The following is a 20,473-nucleotide window of genomic DNA, read 5'->3' as shown; positions in this document are numbered from 1 at the left end:
AATGGCGAGCGCTTCTTTGCGCGTTGAATGCGGATGCGAACGCTAGGTTTGCGGGGCGGTTTGCATGCTCGGAGGCACGCCGAGCAACTGCAGCGCACCCGCGGCGACGGCCGAGAAGACCGGACCCGCCACCGCGCCGCCGTAATACGCGCCCGCGGGTTCGTCGATCATGACGGCCACGACGAGCCGAGGGGCATCGATGGGCGCAATGCCGACGAACAGCGAGCGATACTTGTGGCGCGCGTAGCCCGTGGCCGCGCCCGCGTGTTTCCACGCGGTGCCGGTCTTGCCGCCGACGCGATAGCCGTCGATTTGCGCTCGGCGCCCCGTGCCGCCTTCGAGCGTGGCCCCTTCCAGCATCGAGCGCAGCGTCGCGGCCGTGCGTTCGCTCGTGACGCGCACGCCAGCGTCCGCGTCCTCGCTGCGGGCAAGCTCGTCCGGGACAACGAGCGTCACGGGCCGCAAAGTGCCGTCGCCGGCCAGCGCCGTGTAGGCCTGGGCCATTTGCAGCAGCGACGTCGACAAGCCGTAGCCGTACCCCATCGTCGCTTGCTCCACGGGCCTCCATTTTTGCCAAGGCCTGAGCTTGCCGGCCGCGACGCCCGGAAACGGCAGCTGCGGCGCGAGCCCCAGGCCGTATTGACGATAAGCGGCCCAAAGCGTTTCGGGCGGCAACGTCATGGCGATTTTCGCAAGCGCGATATTGCTCGATGTCGCCAGCGCTTGGGCGACGCTGACCGTCCCGTGGTCGGACGTATCGTGGATCATATGCTTGCCGATGCGATAACGGCCGCGTTCGGTATCGATCAAAGAATCGGGTCGAAGATGCCCGGCATCGAGGGCGGTTGCGATCGCAAGCGGTTTGATGGTCGAGCCCGGTTCGAACGTATCGACGAGCGCGCGATTGCGCATGGACTGTGCGCTCAAGGCGGTGCGCGCGTTCGGATCGAACGAGGGCGCATTGGCCAGCGCGAGAATTTCGCCCGTGCTCGCGTCGAGCACGACGACGCTGCCTGCTTGTGCGCGATGGCGTTCGAGCGCGGCGTTCAGTTGCGCAAACGCGAGCTGCTGAATGCGGCGGTCGATGGTGAGGCGAACGGTTTGCCCATGGCGCGCGGGGGTGAGCGGGCGCAGGTCGGACACGATTCGGCCGAGCCGGTCGCGAATGACTTCGCGTTCGCCGGACTCCCCGGTCAGTTGGGCGTTGGCGGCGAGCTCGACGCCTTCCTGGCCGACGTCGTCGGTATCGGTCAAACCGACGACGTGCGCGGCCGATTCGCCCTCGGGATAGTAGCGCTTGGACGTGACCACGCGCGTGACGCCCGGAACATGCAGGCTTGCGATGCGGCTTGCGGTTTGCGCATCGACGTGGCGCTTGATCAATACGTTGACGCGCCCGGTGTCGAGGCGTTCGCGCAGCGCTTCCGGCGAGAGCGAGAGCGCCTGCGCCAGCGGTTGGGCGGCGGCGCGATCGAAGCGCTTGGGTTCGACCCAAATCTCATACGTGGCCAGGCTCACGGCCAGCAATGCGCCGTGGCGATCGACGATCGGACCGCGTTTCGCGGTCAGTTCGAGCATTTGGCGATGCCGCTTTTCGCCCTGCGCCACGTGAAAGTCATGCTCGACGATTTGGATCCAACCGGCGCGTGCCGCGAGGCCGGCGAAGGCCAGCGAAACGACGCCCATGACGAGCGCCGACCGCTTAGAGTGCAGGCGCGAAGCGAGCGCGGGCTGAGTGGCGAGCGAGGAAGGCGAGTACGGAGCCGGGCGTCTCTTTGGCGATGCGGTCATCGAAATGTACGAGCGTTTGAAATCTCGCGCCGGGCGGCGCAAGCTCGTCATTGTAATGAAAATGTAAAAAAACGGCCGACGAACTTTCGTCAATGCGCGCGTGACGCGTGGTGCAGGGGGCGCGAGCGCTGTCGGCCGAAAGAAAAACCGCCGCAAGAGCGGCGGTCCGGAAAAAGAGGGCGGCGTTCGCTCGAGGCCGCGGCGCTCGAGCGGTGGCGCCGCTGCGCCGCGGCGAGCGGCGCGGCTAGGCGGGCAGGGCGAAGCCCGAGATCGCTTCGCGCAGCACCGTGGCCTGGTCCTTCAGCGATTGGGCGGCAGCGGCGGCTTCTTCCACCAGTGCTGCGTTTTGCTGCGTGACCTTGTCCATTTCGCCCACTGCGCGATTGACTTGCTCGATGCCCGCGCTTTGTTCGCGAGACGCATGGCTGATTTCTTCGAGGATCTCGTTGACCCGGCGCACCGACTGCACGATCTCGCCCATCGTCGAACCGGCGTTGGCCACGAGCGCGGCCCCTTGATCGACCGTGTTGGTCGACGATTCGATCAACGCCTTGATTTCCTTGGCGGCCGTGGCCGAGCGTTGCGCCAGGCTGCGCACTTCCGAGGCGACGACGGCGAAGCCGCGGCCTTGCTCGCCGGCGCGGGCGGCTTCGACTGCCGCGTTGAGCGCGAGGATGTTCGTTTGGAACGCGATGCCGTCGATCACGCCGATGATGTCGCCGATCTTTTGCGAGCTCGACGTGATCTCGCTCATGGTGCGCACGACATCGTCCACCACGCTGCTTCCGCGCGTTGCGACATCGGCCGCTTGCTCGGCGAGCTTGGCCGCTTGCGAGGCGCTATCGGCGTTCATTTTGACGTTGGTCGTCATTTGATCCATGCTCGAGGCCGTTTCGACGAGCGCGGCGGCTTGTTGCTCCGTGCGCTGCGACAAGTCGGTGTTGCCCGCGGCGATCTCGCTTGCGCCGACGTTGATGTTCTCGGTGCCCGAGCGCACGCGCATGACGGCATTGGCGATACCCGATTGCATATGCGCCAGCACGGCCATCAGGCTCGTTTCATCGTCGTGTCGAACCGGAATGCGTCCCGTCAGATCGCCGTTCGCGATGCGCTGCGCCGTGGCGACCGCCACTTCGAGATCGCCGCCCAAAGAGCGCCGCACGCTGCGCAGGACCAGCACCATGGCGATCGTGGCGAGCGTGCCGAGCACGCCGATGATCGACACCCAACGAATCACGTTCGTGACGAACGCGGCGTTGACGTCGTCCATGTACATGCCGGTGACGATCACCCAATCCCACGGCGCGAAACGCAGTGCGTACGACAGCTTCGGCACGGGTTCTTCGCTGCCGGGCTTGGACCAGAGGTAGGGGACGAAGCCGCCGTGTTCTTGATTGCCTGCCTTGACGATATCGAGGAACAGATGATTGCCCGCGGGATCGGTGAAGCCGGCCAAGTTCTTGCCGACCAACTGCGGCTTGATCGGATGCATCAGCATGACCGATTGCGAATCGTTGATCGAATAGTAGCCGTCCGTGCCGTAGCGAAGCATCCCGATCGTTTGCATCGCTTGCTTCTTGGCGTCTTCCTCGCTCATCGCGTGCTGCTGTGCTGCGTCGTAATAATGCTGGGCGACGCTATTGGCTTCTTGCACGAGTGCCACCAGCCGGTCTTTACGGTCGTCGATCATCGATGCGCGGTTCTGCCAAACACCCGCTACCGCGATCAGGATGAGGCCGGCCCACAGGACGGCGATCATCGATCCGAGCTTTCGATTCAAAGTCATTTTCTGCATTGCGTCGCTCACGAAGGGTCGATCTGTCATTCAACGGCTTCGTCTGAGCAAATCCCCGAAGCCGCGCGTACCCGGTTTAACGACGCGGCATTTAAAGGGGCGTAGGGGGGGAAACCCTGAGGGGCGGGCGCGTAGGGCACGCTGTCGCGGTTCGCCGTGCCGCGGCGTTGCGCCGCGGCGTCGAGGGCCGCTCGATCTTACGTTCGCGACGGATTCTTGTCGGGCGGCCCTTCCGGCCGCTGCGGCTCATCGTTATGGTGACCGGGCGCGGGAGGCACCACTGGCTCGCCTTCCGGATCGCGGGTGGGATCGGCGAGGGGATCGGGGATCGGTACGGTGTGCATGCGATAGTCCATGGTCTTATGCGTATCGATATTGGCGACGAGGGGATCGGTACAAAGGACGGCGGCGTCACTCAGTTATAGGCCATCCGTCAGTGCGCTGCCTGCCGTTTGTGCTGGACACGGATGCCGTGATTGCGCGGCGCGTTCGAAATGGGGTCGCGCAGCATGCGCTGTGCCCGAAGCGGTGCCGACGCGGGCGTGGCGGGCCGCCGCCTAACCGCCGGTTGCGAGCGTGGCGGGCAGGCGCTCCGACAATAAATCGATGGCAAGGCGCACACGCGTCGGCAAGTGCCGAGTGCGCCGCCACGCAAGGTTCACCTCGATGCGCGGCCCCGCGGTGTCGGGCAGCAATGCAACGAGCGACCCCGCTCGCAGATCGTCCGCGATCAGCCAGCAAGGCAGCCGCGCGATGCCTGCACCGGCCTTGATCGCCGTGACGATCGTTTCGAGGTCGTCGAAGCGAAGCCGTTGCTGCAGCGTGACGGTGCGCATCGACCCGGTGTGGTCGCTGAGCGGCCACGCGACGTCGCGACGGCCCGATGCGTACAACACGCCATGATGCCCGTCGAGTTCCGCCACGGTTCGCGGCGTGCCATGGCGCGCCAAATAGTCCGGGCTGGCGCATAACCGCATCGTCTGTTCGCCGAGTTTGCGCGCGACGAAATCGGCCGGCGCGTTGCGCAAGGCGCCGCTGCGCACGACGAGATCGACATTTTCGTCGACGAGATCGACCACGCGGTCCGTCAAGCTCATTTGCAGCTCGAGCTTGGGGTAACGCGATGCCAATTCGAGCAGTACCGGCGCGACGCACAAGCGGCCGTACAGGACCGGCGCGCTCACGTGCAGGCGGCCCTGCGGCGATAGGCGCGCATCGCTCAAGGCGGCCTCGCCCGCATCGAGCTCGGCCAAGGCGCGTACGCAGTGATCGTAGAACGCCTGCCCATCCGCCGTCAGCGTTTGCCGTCGCGTGGTACGCAGGAAGAGCCGGGCGCCCAGCCGCTCCTCCAAGCGGGCGATACTTTTGCCTACCGCTGAGCGCGTCAATCGAAGCCGCTCGGCCGCAAGGGCGAAACTGCCGGCCTCGGCCGCCTGAACGAAGATGGCGACGCCTGTCAGACGATCGGTCCTGATCGAGGTGTTGCGGGTCATTGGCATAAGTCTCATTTCATGGCGAATCGATTGGTGCTTGCAAGTCTACAATCAAACGAATATTTGCCGTCACTGGCGAAAGTTGATCGTCGGTATGCTTCGTCTCAATCGACTGATGGGAGATGAAGACATGATGACTTCGACGAATTCGACGATGAAGAGATGGACCGTAACCCGCCCGGGTGTGCAGCATTTGGCGCTCGAGACGGTGCCGGTTCCCACGCCCGGCGAGCACGAGGTGCTGGTTCGTGTCGGCGCGGTTTCGCTGAACTATCGCGATCTAGGTGTCATCGAGGGCGACGACGGCGCTGCCATGCCGTTCCCTTGCACACCGGCATCGGACTTTTCGGGCAGCGTGGTGGCGATCGGGCCGCGAGTCACGCGCTTTCGCGACGGAGACAACGTGCTCGGGACGTTTTGGGCAGGATGGCTCGACGGCGATTGGCCGCCGACGGCTCGCGTTCTTGGCGGTTCACTTCCGGGCGTGCTGGCGCAGTACGTCGTGCTTCACGAGGACTGGCTCGTTCATGCGCCGCGCACGCTCGATGCGGCGCAAGCCAGCACGCTGCCGTGCGCGGGATTGACGGCGTGGTTCGCGCTCGTCGAAATGGGCCATGTGCACGCGGGACAGACCGTATTGATGCAAGGCACCGGCGGCGTGGCCTTGTTCGGTGTGCAGATCGCGCGCGCGCATGGCGCGCAAGTGATCGTTACCTCCGGCAGCGAGGAGAAACGGCGCGCGGTGTTGGATCTGGGCGCATCGTATGTCATCGACAGAAACGCCCATCCGCAATGGGAGCTGTTGGCGCGTGAGTATTCGAACGGGTGCGGCGTCGATCACATTTTCGAGCTCGCCGGGGGCGAGAACCTCGCCGCGTCGCTGCGTGCGCTACGCCAGGGCGGGCGGATCTCTCTGATCGGCGTGCTCGGCGAGCAGACCATGACGTTTCCGAGCGTGCCGTCGTTCTTGACCCGTCCGGTCATTCAAGGGATCGGGGTAGGGCATCGGCGCGCGCTGGAAGATCTCGTGCGCGCGGTGGACGCCATCGGCCTTACGCCCGTTGTCGACGCCCGTTACGCGTTCGGGCAATTGCCGCAGGCGCTCGCGCATCTGAAGCGCGGCGCCTTCGGCAAGCTCGTAATCGAAGTGCACTGATCAGCGCTGCCGTTGCAGGTCGGCGTGGGTATCGATGTCGGCGAGGATCCCCGCATCGTCGACTTCGATCGACGCGACGTCGTTCGCTTCGATGAGCCGCCGTGCGCCGATGTCGCCGTCGAGCGCGACCTCGCGCGTGCCGCCGCGCCGAGGGACGCGTCAAGGCGCGTCGCGTCGGCTCGCGCACAGGGGCGGGCGAGCCTCGTGCCTGTCGTTATAGCAGCTAGCGGGAAATTTGCCGGGAGCAGCGAGGCGGCCGGGCGGCCGCCCGGATGTCAATCGATGCCGTGAAAGACCGCGTCGTCCGGCCCGAGGAACGCCGGCGGGCGCCAGGCCGCGTCGCGCATCGAATGCTGAACGAGGTGCTCGACGCCGAGCAGCACCGCAAAAATCGCCATGCGGATGGGGATGCCGTTATCGGTTTGCCGAAAAATCGCGAGCCGGGGGTCGTGATTGAGATCGGTGCTCAGATCGTTCGCGCCGGGGCGGCTGTCGCGCGGCAACGGGTGCATGATCAGCGTGTCGCGGCCGCACGTTGCATCGACGAGTGGCTGGTTGATTTGAAATTCCGGCGTGTAACCTTCGAACGATTCGTCGGTGAAGCGCTCTTTTTGAATTCGCGTCGCGTAGACGACATCGGCGCCCCGAAGTCCCGTCGCCAAATCGTTCGATTGCTCGATCACATGGCCGTTGCGCGAGATCTGATCGACGATGTGCTCAGGCATCTCGAGCGCGGGCGGCGAGATCAGCGTGAACTTGATCCCCCGATACAGCGCGAGCAACTTCACGAGCGAATGAACCGTGCGACCGTATTTGAGGTCGCCGACCAGCGCGATATGAGCGCCGTCGACAATCTTGCCGAGCCGCGAGAATTCACGCTGGATCGTATAAAGATCGAGCAGGGCCTGGCTTGGATGTTCGCCGGGCCCGTCGCCGCCGTTGATCACCGGCAGGTTCGTCGCCCGCGCGAATTCGGCGACGGAGCCTTGCTCCGGGTGCCGTACCACGAGCGCATCGACGTAGCCGCTCATGACGCGGCTCGTGTCGTAGATCGATTCGCCTTTCGCCATCGACGAAAACGTGAAACCGGTCGTGTCGCAAACCGACCCGCCCAAGCGGCAGAACGCTGCACCGAACGATACGCGCGTGCGCGTGCTCGCTTCGAAGAACAAATTGCCGAGCACGGCGCCCTCGAGCACGCGTGAGATCTTTTGGCGCCGCGCGATCGGCTGCATGACATCGGCTACGCGAAACAGCGCCTCGACCGATTCGCGCGAAAACTGATCGACCGAAAGGAGTTGCGGTTTGCCCTCGAACAGGATTTGGCTTGCGAGCGAGGGGAGATGTGCGCGATGCGTATATTCGCCGTCGTATGTGCCGCTGACGATGATCTCCGAGACAAAGCGCTCGACGATCTCCGGCATGGAGCGCGATTCCTGCGAATCTTCGGGCAGAAGCCAGGTATCGAGCGCGCGCCGGCTGACGCCGATGCGGTTGGCGAACGCATCGCGCGTCATGTTCATGCGGCGCATGGCGTCGCGCAGGAAGGCTTGCTGGGGAACGGTCATGGGCGGCCTCGATAAAGGGCGGTGTATGCGCGTTGCGTATAGTACTTCGTCCTGTGCGGAAGTCAAGGAATCGCCCGCAAAATGGTTGTCTTCCGGCGGGATCGCCGTGTACACTCCCCGAATGGAAACGAACCCCGTTTATTTTTCGTCGGTTGTAGCGACGTTTGCGGTGCGCGCTGTGTACAGCGACGCGCTGGCGTTCGCCGTTTCCAAAGCCAAAAAACAGCCGCACGTCTGACCGGTGCGCTGTGCCGTCGGACGCGCGACGGGACAGCAACACCGCCTCTTCAGTTTTATCCAGCCTGCCCGGCGCCTTCCCTCGGTTTCGATTCGGTCTTCTCACGAGGTGAAGTGATGTCGATTTTTTCTGGTATTTGGATTCCGCTGGTCACGCCGTTTGCTGCGGGAGCTGTCGATCATCGCGCGCTTGCCGCACTGGTCGAACGCTACCGCGACGCGGGTGTCGCAGGCTTCGCCGCGCTCGGCACGACCGGCGAGCCGGCGGCGCTTTCGGGCGAGGAGCAGGACGCCGTGCTGGCGACCGTGCTGCGCGCGGCCGAGGGCTTGCCCGTGGTGGCCGGTGTGGCGGGCAATCGGGCAAGCACAGTGCGCGAGCGGGTATTGCGCCTGAACGACGAGCCGATCGCGGGTTTGCTCATCAGTGCGCCTTATTACATTCGGCCCTCGCAAGAGGGACTTCTCGAGCATTTTTCGACGCTCGCAGACGCAAGCGCTAAGCCCATCGTGCTTTACGACATTCCCCACCGCACGGGCGTGCGCATCGAACTCGAGACGCTGCTCGCGTTGGCGGGCCATCCGCGCATCCAGGCGATCAAGGATTGTTCCGGCAGCCCCGACACCACCCTCGCATTGATTCTCGACGGGCGCCTCCGGGTGCTCGCGGGGAACGACGACGCGATGTTCGCGACGCTGTGCATGGGCGGCGCGGGCGCGATCGCGGCCGCGGCTCATGTGCGCGCCGAGCGCTTCGTCGCCATGTATCGGGCATTGGCGCGTGGCGATCTGGCCGAAGGCCGTGCGATCTATCACGGCTTGGCACCGCTTGTGCGGGCGCTGGGGTCCGAGCCCAACCCCGCGCCCGTGAAGGCCGCTTTGGCCGCGCAAGGCTGGCTGCAAAACGAACTGCGCTCGCCGATGACGCCGGCGAGCGAGGCGCTCACGCGCACGCTGGCGGATGCGCTGGCCGATGATTTGGCCGCGGCGTGAGTTCGCGCCGCGGCGCAGTTGACTTGGCGAGCGCGAAGCCTTCGTCGAGCCAGCCCGCGGTGCGGCCGATCATCCCTTCGCCCGGACCAAGCGCGCGTTTCAACGTCCGTGCGTAGCGGCGAGCCCCCTCAAGGCGCTCGCGATCGATTCGATGACGCTGTCCCAATCGCCCAACGCGGGTTGTCTGAACAACCGCGCGCTGGGGTACCATGGGCTGTCTTCGCGCTCGAGCATCCAGCGCCAGCAGGTGTCGAGCCGGTTCAGAATCCACACGGGTTTGTTCATGGCGCCGGCCAAATGCGCCGTCGACGTATCGACCGAAATCACCAAGTCGAGGTTGTCGACGAGCGCCGCCGTATCGGCGAAATCGGTCAGCTCCGCGCTCCAATCGATGACGCGCCGGCTCGGCTCGTGGCGCTCGCGCATCGCGTTCAATTGCGGTGCAGCGTTTTCGTCCTTTTGCAGGCTGAAGAACTGCACGCCGGGCACTTCGACGATCGGCGCAAAACGCTCGTAAGCGAGCGAACGGCGCGCATCGTTCTTGCGCAGCTCGGGCACGTGTGGACGGTGTCCGCCCGCCCATACGAGGCCCACCTTCAAAGACGGCGTGCAGGCCGCTTGCTCGATGCGGGTGCGAAAGCGCGCCGAGGCGGCGCGATCGGCGAAGAGGTAAGGCGTTCGCGCGGGGATCGTTGCAATCGTCGTATGCAGTGCGAGCGGCAAACTGAGCAACGGGCTATGGCAATCGAATGGAGGCAATGCCGCGCCAGCGGTCACGAGCTCGCTCACGCCGTCGAGCCCGGCCAAAAGGCGGCCGAGCTCGGGCTGAACTTCGAGCACTACTCGCGCACCCTGCGCCGCGACGAGTCGAGCGTACCGGCAAAACTGCAGCGTATCGCCTAGGCCCTGTTCGGCATGAAGCAGGATCGTCTTGCCGGCGAGCGGGGTATCGCCGAGCCACAACGGGACGTCGAAGTCGCGCCGGCTCGGCGCGATGCGCTTGCGCCGCCAGCGCCATTCGTATTCGGCGAATCCTGCGGCGAGCTGGCCGGTTTGCAGCAAGACGAGCGACCGGTTCCAATGCGTTTCCGCTGCATCGGGGGCAAGCGCGAGCGCGCGCTCGTAGCAGGAGAGCGCATCGGCATGCCGATTCATGTCGACGTAAGTCAGCCCCAGGTTGTTCCAAGCATCCGCAAGGTTCGATGCCGCGGACAATGCACGCTCGTAGCTCGCCTGCGCCTCGAGCGGACGATTCAGATCGGACAATGCGTTGCCGCGATTGCTCCATGCTTCGGCATAATTGGGGCGCAGCGCGATCGCCTGGTCGCAACTGGCCACGGCCTCTTGCGGCCGGCCCAGATCCCGCAGCGCGCAACTGCGGTTGCTCCACGCTTCGGGAAACTCGGGCTTGGCAGCCAGCGCTTTTTCGAAGCTGGCGAGCGCCTCGCCGGGGCGCTCGAGCGCCGCCAACGCCATGCCGCGGTTGTTCAGTGCATCGGCAAAACCGGGCTTCAGCGCAAGTGCGCGGTTGGCGGCGGCAAGCGCCGCGTCGTGGCGGCCGAGTGCGTTCAGTGCGAAGGCCAAGTTCGAATGCACATGGGCTTGCCGCGGATCGACCGCGAGCGCTTTGCTCAGCCACGCGACACCTTCCTCGAGCCGGCCCGCCTGCAATGCGAGCGCGCCCAACAGTTGCAGCGCGTCGAAATGACGAGGGCGCAGGGCGAGGATTTCGCCGTAGACAGCTTCAGCTTCGGCCAATGCGCCGTTTTGCTGAAGTTCGATGGCTTCGCGAAGCAGTTGATCGATATGGCGTGGGCTGCCGGGCTTGTTCATGGGCGTGACGGTTCGGTGCTGCGAGCGGCGCGTGCGGTATCGGGCAAATCGTGGCGATTATCGCCGATACCGGCGACGCGCTTTCACGCGCACGCCGCAGCATCGATCACAGCGAGCGGATGTCCGCCGCCGCCGTGTGACCGAACGCTTCGGAAAGCAGATATCCGACGAAGTTGCCGGCGGCCTCTTCGGGCGACGTCAATTGCCCGTTGCGCTTCATTTGCTCGAAGCGTTCGCGCATCGGGAAGCGCGCGTCGTCGACGCCTCGGATCTGCGCCTGCATATCCGTATCGACGACCCCAGGGGCGACGCTTGCAATGCGCAAGCCGGGCTCGGCATCGAGGGCGGCCGCGCGGGCGTGATGATCGAGTGCGGCTTTGGTCGCGCAATAGATATTCCATCCCGGATACGGATTGCGTGCGGCGCCGCTCGATACATGCGCGATGCGGCGATCCGGGATTCCCACCGTGGCGGCGCAAAATGCACTCGAAAGCATCAGCGGCGCGGCGACGTTCAGCGCGACCGCACGCCCGACGTCGAGCGGCGGCTGCACGGAGCAAGGGCCTACCGGTCCCAGCGTCCCCGCATTGTTGACGAGCAAGGCGCGCTGTGCGCCGCCGACGAACTTGGCCAGTCGATCGCCGGCGAGCCATTGAGCAACCGCTTCGCTGTCGGACAGATCGAGCTCCACCTCATCGAAACCGCCCGGGCGCCGCGCGGCCCGCGCCGCCGGTAAGGCGGGCGAGCGTGAGACACCGAGCACGTCGATGCCGCGCGAGCGCAGTGCATCGACGATCGCCGCACCGAGGCCGCGTGTGTGCCCCGTGACGATGGCTTTGGAGAGGCGGTCCGAAGGAGGCGTCATGGTCTTTTCAGTCGTGGCTCAAGCCGTTTCCAGAGCGGGATAGTCGACATAACCGGTAGCGCCCGCGGCGTAGTAGGTCTCGGGGTTCGGCTGGTTCAGCGGCGCATCGAGCTTGAAGCGCGTGGGCAGGTCGGGGTTCGCGATGAACAACTGGCCCCACGCCACGGCATCCGCTTCGCCCGCGTCGAGCGTGTGCTGCGCCGTTTCCTTCGTGAACTTCTCGTTCGCAATATAAACGCCGCCGAACGCTTGCTTCAACCGAGGCCCGAGGCGATTCTCGCCCAGCGATTCGCGTGCGCAGATGAACGCGATGCGCCGTTTGCCGAGTTCACGCGCGACATAGCCGAAGGTTTCGGCTGGATTCGAATCGCCCATCGTGTGGGCATCCCCGCGCGGCGCGAGATGCACGCCGACGCGGCCCGCACCCCATACCGCAATGCATTCGTCGACGACTTCGAGCAAAAGCCGTGCGCGGTTTTCGAGCGGGCCGCCGTAGGCATCGGTGCGGCGGTTCGTGCTGTCTTGCAAGAACTGATCGAGAAGGTAGCCGTTGGCCCCGTGCACCTCGACGCCGTCGAAACCCGCGGCCTTCGCGTTTTCGGCGCCTTTGCGGAAGGCCGCGACGACGTCGGCGATTTCATCCAGTTCGAGCGCGCGCGGCGTGACGAACGGCCGTTGCGGGCGCACGAGGCTCACGTGGCCGCTCGGCGCGATGGCGCTCGGCGCCACCGGCAGTTCGCCGTTCAGGAAGATGGGATCGGAGACGCGGCCGACATGCCACAACTGCAGGAAAATGCGGCCGCCAGCGGCATGGACGGCCTCGGTGACGTGCTTCCATCCAGCCACTTGGTCGGACGACCAAATGCCCGGGGTGGCTGCGTAGCCGACCCCTTGGGGGCTGACGGAGGTGGCTTCGCTGATGATCAGTCCGGCCGATGCGCGCTCCGCGTAGTACTGGGCCATCAAACCGTTCGGCAGGCGTTCGTCGCCCGCGCGCTGGCGCGTGAGCGGGGCCATGATGATGCGGTTGGGCAAGGTCAAATCGCCGACGACGAGCGGATCGAACAATGTGGGCATGGCAAGTTTTCCTCATAAGCGCGACGGGTCGAACGCGTCGCGGTGCTAGCGTCAAAAGGGTTCATCGCTGCGCCGGCTGATGATCGGACCTCGGCCCTACAGGTCGTTGTGCAGCGATGCGAGAAACGCTTGAATGACGGTTTCGTCTCGCTTGAAAAAGCTCCACTGGCCGATCCGCTTCACCGTGACGAGTCCCGCGCTTTGCAGCGTCGCGAGGTGGGCCGATACGGTCGACTGCGACAAGCCGCAGCGCGCGTTGATCTGCCCGACGCACACGCCGCATTCGAGCGGTACCTCTTGCGCGGGAAAGTAAGCCTCCGGCTCCTTCAGCCACGCGAGAATCTCGCGTCGGACCGGGTTGGCCAGGGCCTTGTGGATGGCGTCTATGTCTATCGTCATTTCAAACGTCCGGGCGTCCGTGCAGCGGGCACAAAACTCGATGGCAGGATCGCCGTTGACAGAATCTTATATCGTGTTTTGACGATATAAGCAAAACCCGCATTCGCTAAGGGGTTGATAGGGACTGTTCGCATCGGTGCAATCTTTGACGAAGCGCACTCATAGGGGCGGAAAATTATGAAAAAGAGGGTTGCTAGTGGTGGAAAGCCCTCAGCAGCTTTGGGTGTGCGTTGAATTTTGCCGAAAATCGCTCCGCATCGCGCGGCACAATATGCACCTGAATGCACCTGAACCCCATACGATTTCCCGAGGTTGCCGTGGTCTCCGCCGAATTGCTCATCACCTTCATCGTCGCGCTCATCGTCGTCTACGCGATTCCCGGCCCCGACATGGCGTTGATCCTGCAAACCAGCATCGCTCGCGGCACGCGCACCGGGTTGACCGCCGCCTGCGGGCTGGCCGTCTCGCGTGCGACGCACGTGACGCTTTCGGCATGCGGCGTGGCGGCGCTGCTCAAGGCCGCGCCGTGGCTCTATGAAATCGTTCGATACGGCGGCGCGGTTTATCTTGCTTACATCGCGCTTCAAATCTTTCGTTCGCCGATGTTCGCGCTGCAAGCGAGCGGCGCCTCCAGCGCGCAGGCGAACGAGCGCGGCGCCCTTCGGCACGCCTTCGCCAAGGGGCTGCTCACGAACTTGCTGAACCCGAAAGCGCTGCTGTTCTGCTCCGTGCTGCTGCCGCAATTCTTGCGGCCGGCCGCCGGCCCCATCGCACTGCAGGTGACCGAACTCGGAATCGTGCTGCTGATCGTCGGCATGCTGTTCGATGCGCTCTATGCGGTCGGCGCGGGGCGCATCGCGGTATTGCTGCGCAAATACCCCCTCGCGCAGACGCTGCAGCGCTGGACCTTCTCTGCTGCCTTGCTGGGCTTCGCCGTGCGCCTGTCCCTCGACTGAAGCCCGCGAGACAGCCCAAGACGATTGCGCAGGCCGCACGCCGTCATGCCCGATAGCCCGGAGCATATCGGGCATGACGGCGCCGACCCTTGTGCGCTTACGCGCGGCCTAGGTAATCGAACTTGCCCAACTCCACGCCGTTGTGGCGCAAGATGGCGTAAGCCGTAGTCACGTGGAAGAAGAAGTTCGGCACGGCGAAGTGAAGCAGGTACGCGTGACCGATGAATTCGTGCTTGCCGCTCGGCACGGTCAGCGTGACCGTGCGCGAGTCGCTGCCTTCGAGTTGCGCCGCATCGAAATCTTGCAAATAAGCGAGCGTTTTATCGATGCGCGCGTAGAGCTCGTCGAACGTCGTCTCCACGTCCTCGTACTTGGGCGGCTCGACTCCCGCCAGCCGCGCGACGCAGAACTTTGCTGCGTCGGAGGCGATCTGCACCTGCCGGGTCAACGGGTGCATGTTGGGGTAGAGCCGGCTCGACAGCAAGATCGACGGCTCGAAGTGCTGCGTCAAAGCATGGTCGTGCCCTTTTTGCAGGACGGCGCGCAGGTTCGTCAGCCCGCGTGCGAACACGGGCACCGATGCTTGGTACATAGACAGAGTCATGTCGGGAGTCTTCCTTTCTTATTTGGCATTTCCGAACGGTCGGCCGCGGGGCCGGGCGGCGGGGCGTGGCAATCGATTTGCGCCGCCGCGCGGCAATCATATGCCGGCGCCGCAATGTTTGCTGGAGTGCAAATGGCATAGCCCGCGCCGGGCGGTCGGAGGGTAGACCGAACGGCCAACGGTCGCGTGGCGCATGCCGCGCACGGCCTTCGATGCACTACACTTCGATGAGTCGTCCGACGAATGCTTTTCCTTGGCGCGTGGCCGCTTTTTCGTGGCGCGCCAGCGTGGCGCGCGGCATCAGGAACTGTGCGGCCAAGGCGCGTGTCGGAGCTTCGACGTACCCATTGCGTGAGGAGCGTCACACATGACCCAAGCGAGACAGAGGCTTGCCGGCAGCGATCGTGCAGCCGTTGCGGATTCGAAGTGCCTCGGTCCCATCGACCCGAACGAAACCCTGCACGTAGTCGTCACGCTGCGCCGCCGCAGCGAACGCGAACTTGACGATTTGGTGCGGCGCATTGCTCAAGACCATGCCGAGCCGCTCTCGCGAGAGGAATTCGAAAGGCGTTTCGCCGTTGCACCCGAGGATTTCGCGAAGCTCGAAGCGTTTGCGCGCGAATACCAATTACGGGTCGAGCGGCAAGACCCATGCGCAGCCAAAGCCGTGCTGGCCGGGACCGCCGAGCATTTCCAAGCTGCCTTCGGCGTGGAACTTTCAGACTATGATCATCCGGCGCTCGGGCGCTTTCGCGGTCGCACGGGCGCGATCACGCTTCCCCAATCCGTTGCGGGAGTCGTCACGGCCGTGCTGGGGCTCGACAACCGGCCCCAAGCGCGACCGCATTTTCGGCTGCGCCCGGTGTCCGGCCCCGTGACGGCGCACGCTGCCGCGCAGGCATTCACGCCGTTGCAGTTGGCGGAGCTCTACGGTTTTCCAGACGGTGACGGCGCGGGCCAATGCATCGGCTTGATCGAACTGGGCGGAGGCTACGCCGCGTCGGACTTGTCTGCCTACTTCGGCGGGCTTGGCGTGCCGAGCCCGCGCGTCGTGCCGGTGCCGGTCGACGGAGGGGGCAATCACCCCACGGGCGATCCGAGCAGCGCCGATGGCGAGGTGACGCTCGATATCGAGATTGCGGGCGCGGTTGCGCCGAAGGCGACGATCGCCGTTTACTTCTCGCCGAACAGCGATGCCGGTTTCATCGACGCCGTCTCGCACGCGCTGCACGATGCCTCGAACAAGCCATCGGTGTTGTCGATCAGTTGGGGCGGCCCCGAGCATTCATGGACGGAGCAGGCGATCACCAGTTTCAACGACACGCTGCGCTCGGCCGTGGCGCTTGGCGTGACCGTTTGCGCGGCATCGGGCGATAGCGGTTCGAGCGACGGCGCCTACGACGGCGCCGATAACGTCGACTTCCCCGCGGCGAGCCCCTACGTGCTTGCGTGTGGCGGCACGCATGTGACGGCCTCGGGGGGGACGTCGATTACCAGAGAGGTCGTGTGGAACGACGGCGCTTCGGGCGGCGCGACGGGTGGTGGCATTAGCGCGCGGTTTGCGCTGCCTAGCTGGCAGGAAGGTTTGAAGGCGACGCGCGTCGATGGCGCGGCGGCGCCGTTGACGGGCCGTGGCGTGCCCGACATCGCCGCGGATGCGTCGCCCAGTTCCGGTTACGAGGTGCTCATCGACGGTCGGAGGGCGCCCGTCGGAGGGACGAGCGCCGTGGCGCCGCTCTTCGCGGGGCTCGTTGCCCGGATCAACGCGAATGCCGGGAACGCGGCGGGGTTTCTGAACGCGAAGCTCTATGCATCGGCGTATGCGTTCAACGACATCACTTCCGGCAATAACGGCAGCTATGCAGCCGGGCCGGGGTGGGACGCTTGCACGGGCCTGGGCAGCCCCAACGGCCGTCGCATCGCCGACGCCTTGGGCACGTCGGCGCCGGCAGCGGGTGGCACATCCGGCGCCAAGCGGTAGCGGGTCGAATCAATGGGTTTTCTGGTGTAGGTCTTCTCGTTCGCGCGTCGGGTCGCGTCGCGCGGGCAAGCAGGAGTAGTTCGCCAACGCAGCCGGTGCATGTGCTCGGACCCGCGTGCCGGCCATAACCGATGGAGCGATTACGATGAATTCCGATACGGGCAGCCCGCAACCGTCGCCGCACAACGCTCATGCGCCGTCGCCGGGCAGAGCCTCGATGCCGCATGTTTTCTTGAATCGTCAGCAGGGCGACCAGCCTTTCTACGACGAACTCGCCTACGGGAAGGGGCCCGACGATTTCGTCACGGATACGAGCGAAACGGCGGCGATCACCCACCACTCCATCACGATCGGCGGCAGGAAGATCGACTACACGGCGACGGCCGGCCATTTGGTCACGGTCGACGAATCGAGTTCGAAGCCGAACGCAAAAATGTTCTACGTTGCGTTCACCGAAGACAAGCAGCAGGAACAGACGCGGCCCGTCACGTTTTTCTATAACGGCGGCCCGGGTTCGTCCGCTGTCTTCGTTCTGCTCGGCTCGTTCGCGCCTAAGCGCATCAAGACGTCGATGCCCAGTTTCACGCCTCCGGCGCCTTATACGCTCGAAGACAATCCCGACAGCTTGCTCGATCGCAGCGATCTCGTTTTCATCAATCCGGTCGGGACGGGGTACTCGGCGGCGATCGCGCCCAATAAGAACCGCGACTTCTGGGGCGTCGATCAGGACGCGCGCTCGATCAAGCAATTCATCAAGCGTTTTCTGACCAAGAACGATCGCTGGAACTCGCCGAAGTACCTGTTCGGGGAGTCGTACGGCACTGCACGCAGTTGCGTGCTCGCGTACATGCTGCACGAGGACGGCATCGATTTGAACGGCGTGACGCTGCAGTCGTCGATCCTCGATTACGCGCAAGCGGGCAATCCTGTCGGCGCGTTGCCGACCGCGGCGGCCGATGCCTGGTACCACAAGCGGCTCGGTATCGCGCCGCGGCCGTCCGATCTCGGTGCGTTCGTCGAAGAAGTGGCGCAGTTCGCCCGCACCGACTACCTTACCGCCCTGCGCAAGTTCCCGCAGACCGACGGCACCGTGGTCGAAAAACTGTCCCAGTACACGGGTATCGACAAGGCGACGCTGCTTGCGTGGAGTTTGGACATTGCCGGCTACGATAGCCGCGGCAATTCGCTGTTTTTGACGACGCTGCTCAAGTCCAAGGGCATGGCGCTCGGCGCCTACGACGGGCGCGTGACGGCGATCGACACCGGCATCGCGGGACAGATCGATCCCAACTCCGGCGGCAACGATCCGACGATGACGGCCGTTTCGGGCGTCTACACGACTATGTGGAACGAGTACCTCAACGAGCAATTGAAGTACACGTCCACGTCATCGTTCACCGACTTGAACGATCAGGCCTTCAAGTATTGGGATTTCAGCCACACGGACCCGACGGGAGAGCAAAAGGGCAAGGACGCGCATGAGAACATCATCCTGTACACGGCGGGGGACTTGGCTGCCGTGATGGCGCTCAATGTCGATCTGAAGGTGTTGTCGGCCAACGGTTTTTACGATTTCGTGACGCCGTTCTATCAGACGGTGATCGATTTGCAGCAGATGCCGCTGATCGAACAGTCCGTCCGCAATAACTTGTCGGCGCGGTTTTACCCGTCGGGCCACATGGTTTATCTCGACGGTGGCTCACGCACCGCGCTCAAGGCCGATCTTGCAAAGATGTACGACACCGTGAGCGCCGATGCGCCCGCGATGGCGCGAGTGCGGACGTTGCAGCAACGCAATCGCTCATAAGCGGCCGTCGGTGAGCAGAAAGTCATAGGTGGCAAGCACGGCAAGCACGGCAAGCACGGCAAGCACGGCAAGCACGGCAAGCACGGCAAGCACGGCAAGCGACGCGGCAAGATGCGATCGAATGGACGTCGCCAAGTTCCCGCCGGCGCGTGAACCGGCAGGGCCGATACTGATCGGCGCTGCCGGTTTTTTATGCTGGCAAGTGGCGCCGAGTCGGCTGGTGCGGTTGGGTCGACAATGAGCACGCCTCTTGCTTCGTTGCCAAGGGTAAGCACTTTTGGCGATGAACATTGATGACCGATGGAAGAATGGCGGGCTGGCGTCCGGAGTCCCGTCTGGACGGCAGAGCATCGAGCAACCAAGGCTCGGATAGGCAAAGTTATCGAGGAAACCACAAACGATCGCGCTACTCGGCCGTGGCCGTTCGGACGGCCACCGGCGTATTGCTGACTTGGCCTCTATTTGCCCAGAGTGCGGAGATGGCCTCCTCCGCATCGGCATCTGCATCGGCTGCGTCGGCATCTGCATCTGCATCCGCATCCGCATCCGCATCCGCTTCGGCCGTGGCGGCGGCTCGATCAGCCGTCCTGGCCGCGGCTGCGGCGGCCGCCGCAGCGCCCACGCCCGTTGCATCCGGCGCCCGTTCGGCTTCAGCAACATCTGCGACGTCTCCTGCGTCCGCACCCGCAGCGCCATCGTCGACGCACGCAGCAACAGCGGCTTCGGCAGCGCACGCGAGTTCGTCGGCGTCGATGGCGTATCCAGCATCTGCTCAATCGAGATTGCATCCCGCTTCAGCGGCGACGACGGCAACGGCGGCGGGACGCAAATCGTCATCGGGGTCCACGACGCACCCAACCGCGGCAGCATCTGCTGCAGTCGCGCCCTCGCTTGCGTCGACGGCATCGCCAGCGTCCGAAGCAGAAGCCGCCGCTATCGCCGAGGCGGCTTCCGCTGCAGCCGCGGCGGTATCGGCCGCCGCCAAGCGGGCGGCCGACGTCGCCGCTCGCCTGGACCCGCGCGACGCGCTCAAACTCGCCAGCCAGTTCGAAAGCGACGTGACGCGGCGCTTGGCGGTCCCGCCGTCCGACCAATCGGCCTACGGGGAGCGGTTGCAAGCCGCGTTGGCCGGCAAGGGGCTGGGCGCACTGGCGCGACAGTACGTGGTGCTCGTCGACCGCAATCCCAACGTGCAAGCACTGTTCATTTATTTCCGCGGCGACCCGGCCGGCAAGTGGATGCTGATCGGCGCCTCGCCGGTCTCCACGGGGTGGCCGGGTCGCTACGACCACTTCGTCACGCCGGTGGGCGTGTTCGAGCATACCCCGAGCAACATGGATTTTCGGGCCGAAGGCACGCTGAACGAAAACGGCATTCGAGGCTATGGCGCACGCGATATGCGAATTTTCGATTTTGGCTGGACCGACGCCGAACGCGGGTGGGGCAAGGGCGGAATATCGTCGATCCGTTTTCAAATGCATGCCACCGACCCCGACAAGCTCGAACCTTTGCTCGGCATCCGCCACTCGAAGGGGTGCGTGAGAATCCCCAATTCCCTCGATCGCTTCCTGGATCATCACGGGGTGCTCGACGCTGAGTACGAGGCGGTGGCCGATGCCGGCATCGGCCTTTGGGTCTTGCATTCGGACCGCGCGGTCACCCCATGGGCCGGACGCTATTTGGTCGTGATCGATTCGGGAGTGCATGCCCGGCCCGCATGGTCTGCGCTGCCGCGACCGGAGCTGCGGGCGCGGATGCAGGGTAGCGCCGATACGGCCGACTAAGGATGTGACCGAGGTTCGGTTCAGCGCCGACTAAGCGCCGACTAAGCGCCGACCGAGCGCCGACCGAGCGCCGACCGAGCGCCGACTGAGCTGCCGACTGAGCTGCCGACTGAGCTGCCGACTGAGCGGCCGCAGAC

16 protein-coding genes are annotated in these 20,473 nt (G+C 64.8%); 6 read left to right on the top strand and 10 right to left on the bottom strand.

Annotated elements, in window-relative coordinates:
• Positions 1–42: 42 nt before the first annotated feature.
• The 3 genes from QQS38_RS04515 to QQS38_RS04505 form a co-directional block, all read right to left on the bottom strand.
• On the bottom strand, positions 43–1,791 hold the full coding sequence (locus tag QQS38_RS04515) for a peptidoglycan D,D-transpeptidase FtsI family protein (RefSeq protein ID WP_479644180.1): 1,749 nt from the start codon (positions 1,789–1,791) through the stop codon (positions 43–45).
• Positions 1,792–2,035: 244 nt separating this feature from the next.
• A complete protein-coding gene (locus tag QQS38_RS04510) occupies positions 2,036–3,577 on the bottom strand; it encodes a methyl-accepting chemotaxis protein (RefSeq protein WP_479644528.1) in 1,542 nt (513 codons plus the stop codon).
• Between the two features lie 566 nt (positions 3,578–4,143).
• Entirely contained in the window at positions 4,144–5,079 is a 936-nt protein-coding gene (locus tag QQS38_RS04505) for a LysR family transcriptional regulator (RefSeq protein WP_479644179.1), read from the bottom strand.
• A 154-nt stretch (positions 5,080–5,233) separates the two neighbouring features.
• Here QQS38_RS04505 and QQS38_RS04500 point away from each other — a divergent pair, with 154 nt between their 5' ends.
• Positions 5,234–6,235 (top strand): zinc-dependent alcohol dehydrogenase family protein, encoded by a 1,002-nt coding sequence (locus QQS38_RS04500; protein WP_479644178.1) that lies wholly within the window; start codon positions 5,234–5,236, stop codon positions 6,233–6,235.
• Between the two features lie 275 nt (positions 6,236–6,510).
• Here QQS38_RS04500 and QQS38_RS04495 read toward each other — a convergent pair whose 3' ends face one another.
• Positions 6,511–7,803 (bottom strand): aspartate carbamoyltransferase, encoded by a 1,293-nt coding sequence (locus QQS38_RS04495; RefSeq protein ID WP_479644177.1) that lies wholly within the window; start codon positions 7,801–7,803, stop codon positions 6,511–6,513.
• A 354-nt stretch (positions 7,804–8,157) separates the two neighbouring features.
• On the opposite strand from QQS38_RS04495, the gene dapA reads away from it, so the two are divergent.
• Entirely contained in the window at positions 8,158–9,030 is an 873-nt protein-coding gene (gene dapA, locus QQS38_RS04490) for a 4-hydroxy-tetrahydrodipicolinate synthase (RefSeq protein WP_479644176.1), read from the top strand.
• A 99-nt stretch (positions 9,031–9,129) separates the two neighbouring features.
• Here dapA and QQS38_RS04485 read toward each other — a convergent pair whose 3' ends face one another.
• From QQS38_RS04485 to QQS38_RS04470, 4 genes are all read right to left on the bottom strand, one after another.
• Positions 9,130–10,863, bottom strand: coding sequence for a tetratricopeptide repeat protein (locus tag QQS38_RS04485; protein ID WP_479644175.1), 1,734 nt, complete (start codon positions 10,861–10,863; stop codon positions 9,130–9,132).
• A 106-nt stretch (positions 10,864–10,969) separates the two neighbouring features.
• On the bottom strand, positions 10,970–11,728 hold the full coding sequence (locus QQS38_RS04480) for an SDR family oxidoreductase (RefSeq protein ID WP_479644174.1): 759 nt from the start codon (positions 11,726–11,728) through the stop codon (positions 10,970–10,972).
• A gap of 18 nt (positions 11,729–11,746) precedes the next feature.
• Positions 11,747–12,805, bottom strand: coding sequence for an alkene reductase (locus QQS38_RS04475; protein ID WP_479644173.1), 1,059 nt, complete (start codon positions 12,803–12,805; stop codon positions 11,747–11,749).
• Positions 12,806–12,901: 96 nt separating this feature from the next.
• Positions 12,902–13,204, bottom strand: coding sequence for an ArsR/SmtB family transcription factor (locus QQS38_RS04470; protein WP_479644172.1), 303 nt, complete (start codon positions 13,202–13,204; stop codon positions 12,902–12,904).
• Positions 13,205–13,521: 317 nt separating this feature from the next.
• On the opposite strand from QQS38_RS04470, the gene QQS38_RS04465 reads away from it, so the two are divergent.
• Positions 13,522–14,160 carry a LysE family translocator gene (locus QQS38_RS04465; RefSeq protein ID WP_479644171.1) on the top strand — a complete coding sequence of 213 codons (639 nt, stop codon included), beginning with the start codon at positions 13,522–13,524 and terminating at the stop codon, positions 14,158–14,160.
• A gap of 97 nt (positions 14,161–14,257) precedes the next feature.
• Here the strand turns inward: QQS38_RS04465 and QQS38_RS04460 are convergent, their stop codons facing one another.
• The gene (locus tag QQS38_RS04460; protein ID WP_479644170.1) at positions 14,258–14,764 is read right to left on the bottom strand and encodes a DUF1993 domain-containing protein; all 507 of its coding nucleotides are present in this window, start codon (positions 14,762–14,764) and stop codon (positions 14,258–14,260) included.
• A gap of 367 nt (positions 14,765–15,131) precedes the next feature.
• Between QQS38_RS04460 and QQS38_RS04455 the strand changes: the two genes are divergently transcribed.
• Together QQS38_RS04455 and QQS38_RS04450 are read left to right on the top strand one after the other, a co-directional pair.
• The gene (locus QQS38_RS04455) at positions 15,132–16,745 is read left to right on the top strand and encodes a S53 family peptidase (RefSeq protein WP_479644169.1); all 1,614 of its coding nucleotides are present in this window, start codon (positions 15,132–15,134) and stop codon (positions 16,743–16,745) included.
• 145 nt (positions 16,746–16,890) lie between these two features.
• On the top strand, positions 16,891–18,552 hold the full coding sequence (locus QQS38_RS04450) for a S10 family peptidase (RefSeq protein WP_479644168.1): 1,662 nt from the start codon (positions 16,891–16,893) through the stop codon (positions 18,550–18,552).
• Here the strand turns inward: QQS38_RS04450 and QQS38_RS04445 are convergent.
• Entirely contained in the window at positions 18,547–19,320 is a 774-nt protein-coding gene (locus QQS38_RS04445) for a hypothetical protein (RefSeq protein ID WP_479644167.1), read from the bottom strand. The two genes, QQS38_RS04450 and QQS38_RS04445, sit on opposite strands and share 6 nt — an antisense overlap.
• Before the next feature lie 14 nt (positions 19,321–19,334).
• On the opposite strand from QQS38_RS04445, the gene QQS38_RS04440 reads away from it, so the two are divergent.
• A complete protein-coding gene (locus QQS38_RS04440) occupies positions 19,335–20,336 on the top strand; it encodes a L,D-transpeptidase (RefSeq protein WP_479644166.1) in 1,002 nt (333 codons plus the stop codon).
• Positions 20,337–20,473 lie beyond the last annotated feature (137 nt).

The sequence above is a fragment of the Trinickia sp. Z7 genome (genome assembly GCF_056498045.1).
The sequence above is the reverse complement of the archived record's forward strand: the minus strand, read 5'-3'. Positions and strand labels throughout refer to the sequence as shown.

What these genes read in the sequence shown, in the direction of transcription:
- QQS38_RS04515 (WP_479644180.1), bottom strand. Translation starts at nt 1,791, where the DNA reads ATGACCGCATCGCCAAAGAGACGCCCGGCTCCGTACTCGCCTTCCTCG.
- QQS38_RS04510 (WP_479644528.1), bottom strand. Translation starts at nt 3,577, where the DNA reads ATGACTTTGAATCGAAAGCTCGGATCGATGATCGCCGTCCTGTGGGCC.
- QQS38_RS04505 (WP_479644179.1), bottom strand. Translation starts at nt 5,079, where the DNA reads ATGACCCGCAACACCTCGATCAGGACCGATCGTCTGACAGGCGTCGCC.
- QQS38_RS04500 (WP_479644178.1), top strand. Translation starts at nt 5,234, where the DNA reads ATGAAGAGATGGACCGTAACCCGCCCGGGTGTGCAGCATTTGGCGCTC.
- QQS38_RS04495 (WP_479644177.1), bottom strand. Translation starts at nt 7,803, where the DNA reads ATGACCGTTCCCCAGCAAGCCTTCCTGCGCGACGCCATGCGCCGCATG.
- dapA (WP_479644176.1), top strand. Translation starts at nt 8,158, where the DNA reads ATGTCGATTTTTTCTGGTATTTGGATTCCGCTGGTCACGCCGTTTGCT.
- QQS38_RS04485 (WP_479644175.1), bottom strand. Translation starts at nt 10,863, where the DNA reads ATGAACAAGCCCGGCAGCCCACGCCATATCGATCAACTGCTTCGCGAA.
- QQS38_RS04480 (WP_479644174.1), bottom strand. Translation starts at nt 11,728, where the DNA reads ATGACGCCTCCTTCGGACCGCCTCTCCAAAGCCATCGTCACGGGGCAC.
- QQS38_RS04475 (WP_479644173.1), bottom strand. Translation starts at nt 12,805, where the DNA reads ATGCCCACATTGTTCGATCCGCTCGTCGTCGGCGATTTGACCTTGCCC.
- QQS38_RS04470 (WP_479644172.1), bottom strand. Translation starts at nt 13,204, where the DNA reads ATGACGATAGACATAGACGCCATCCACAAGGCCCTGGCCAACCCGGTC.
- QQS38_RS04460 (WP_479644170.1), bottom strand. Translation starts at nt 14,764, where the DNA reads ATGACTCTGTCTATGTACCAAGCATCGGTGCCCGTGTTCGCACGCGGG.
- QQS38_RS04455 (WP_479644169.1), top strand. Translation starts at nt 15,132, where the DNA reads ATGACCCAAGCGAGACAGAGGCTTGCCGGCAGCGATCGTGCAGCCGTT.
- QQS38_RS04450 (WP_479644168.1), top strand. Translation starts at nt 16,891, where the DNA reads ATGAATTCCGATACGGGCAGCCCGCAACCGTCGCCGCACAACGCTCAT.
- QQS38_RS04445 (WP_479644167.1), bottom strand. Translation starts at nt 19,320, where the DNA reads ATGCTGGATACGCCATCGACGCCGACGAACTCGCGTGCGCTGCCGAAG.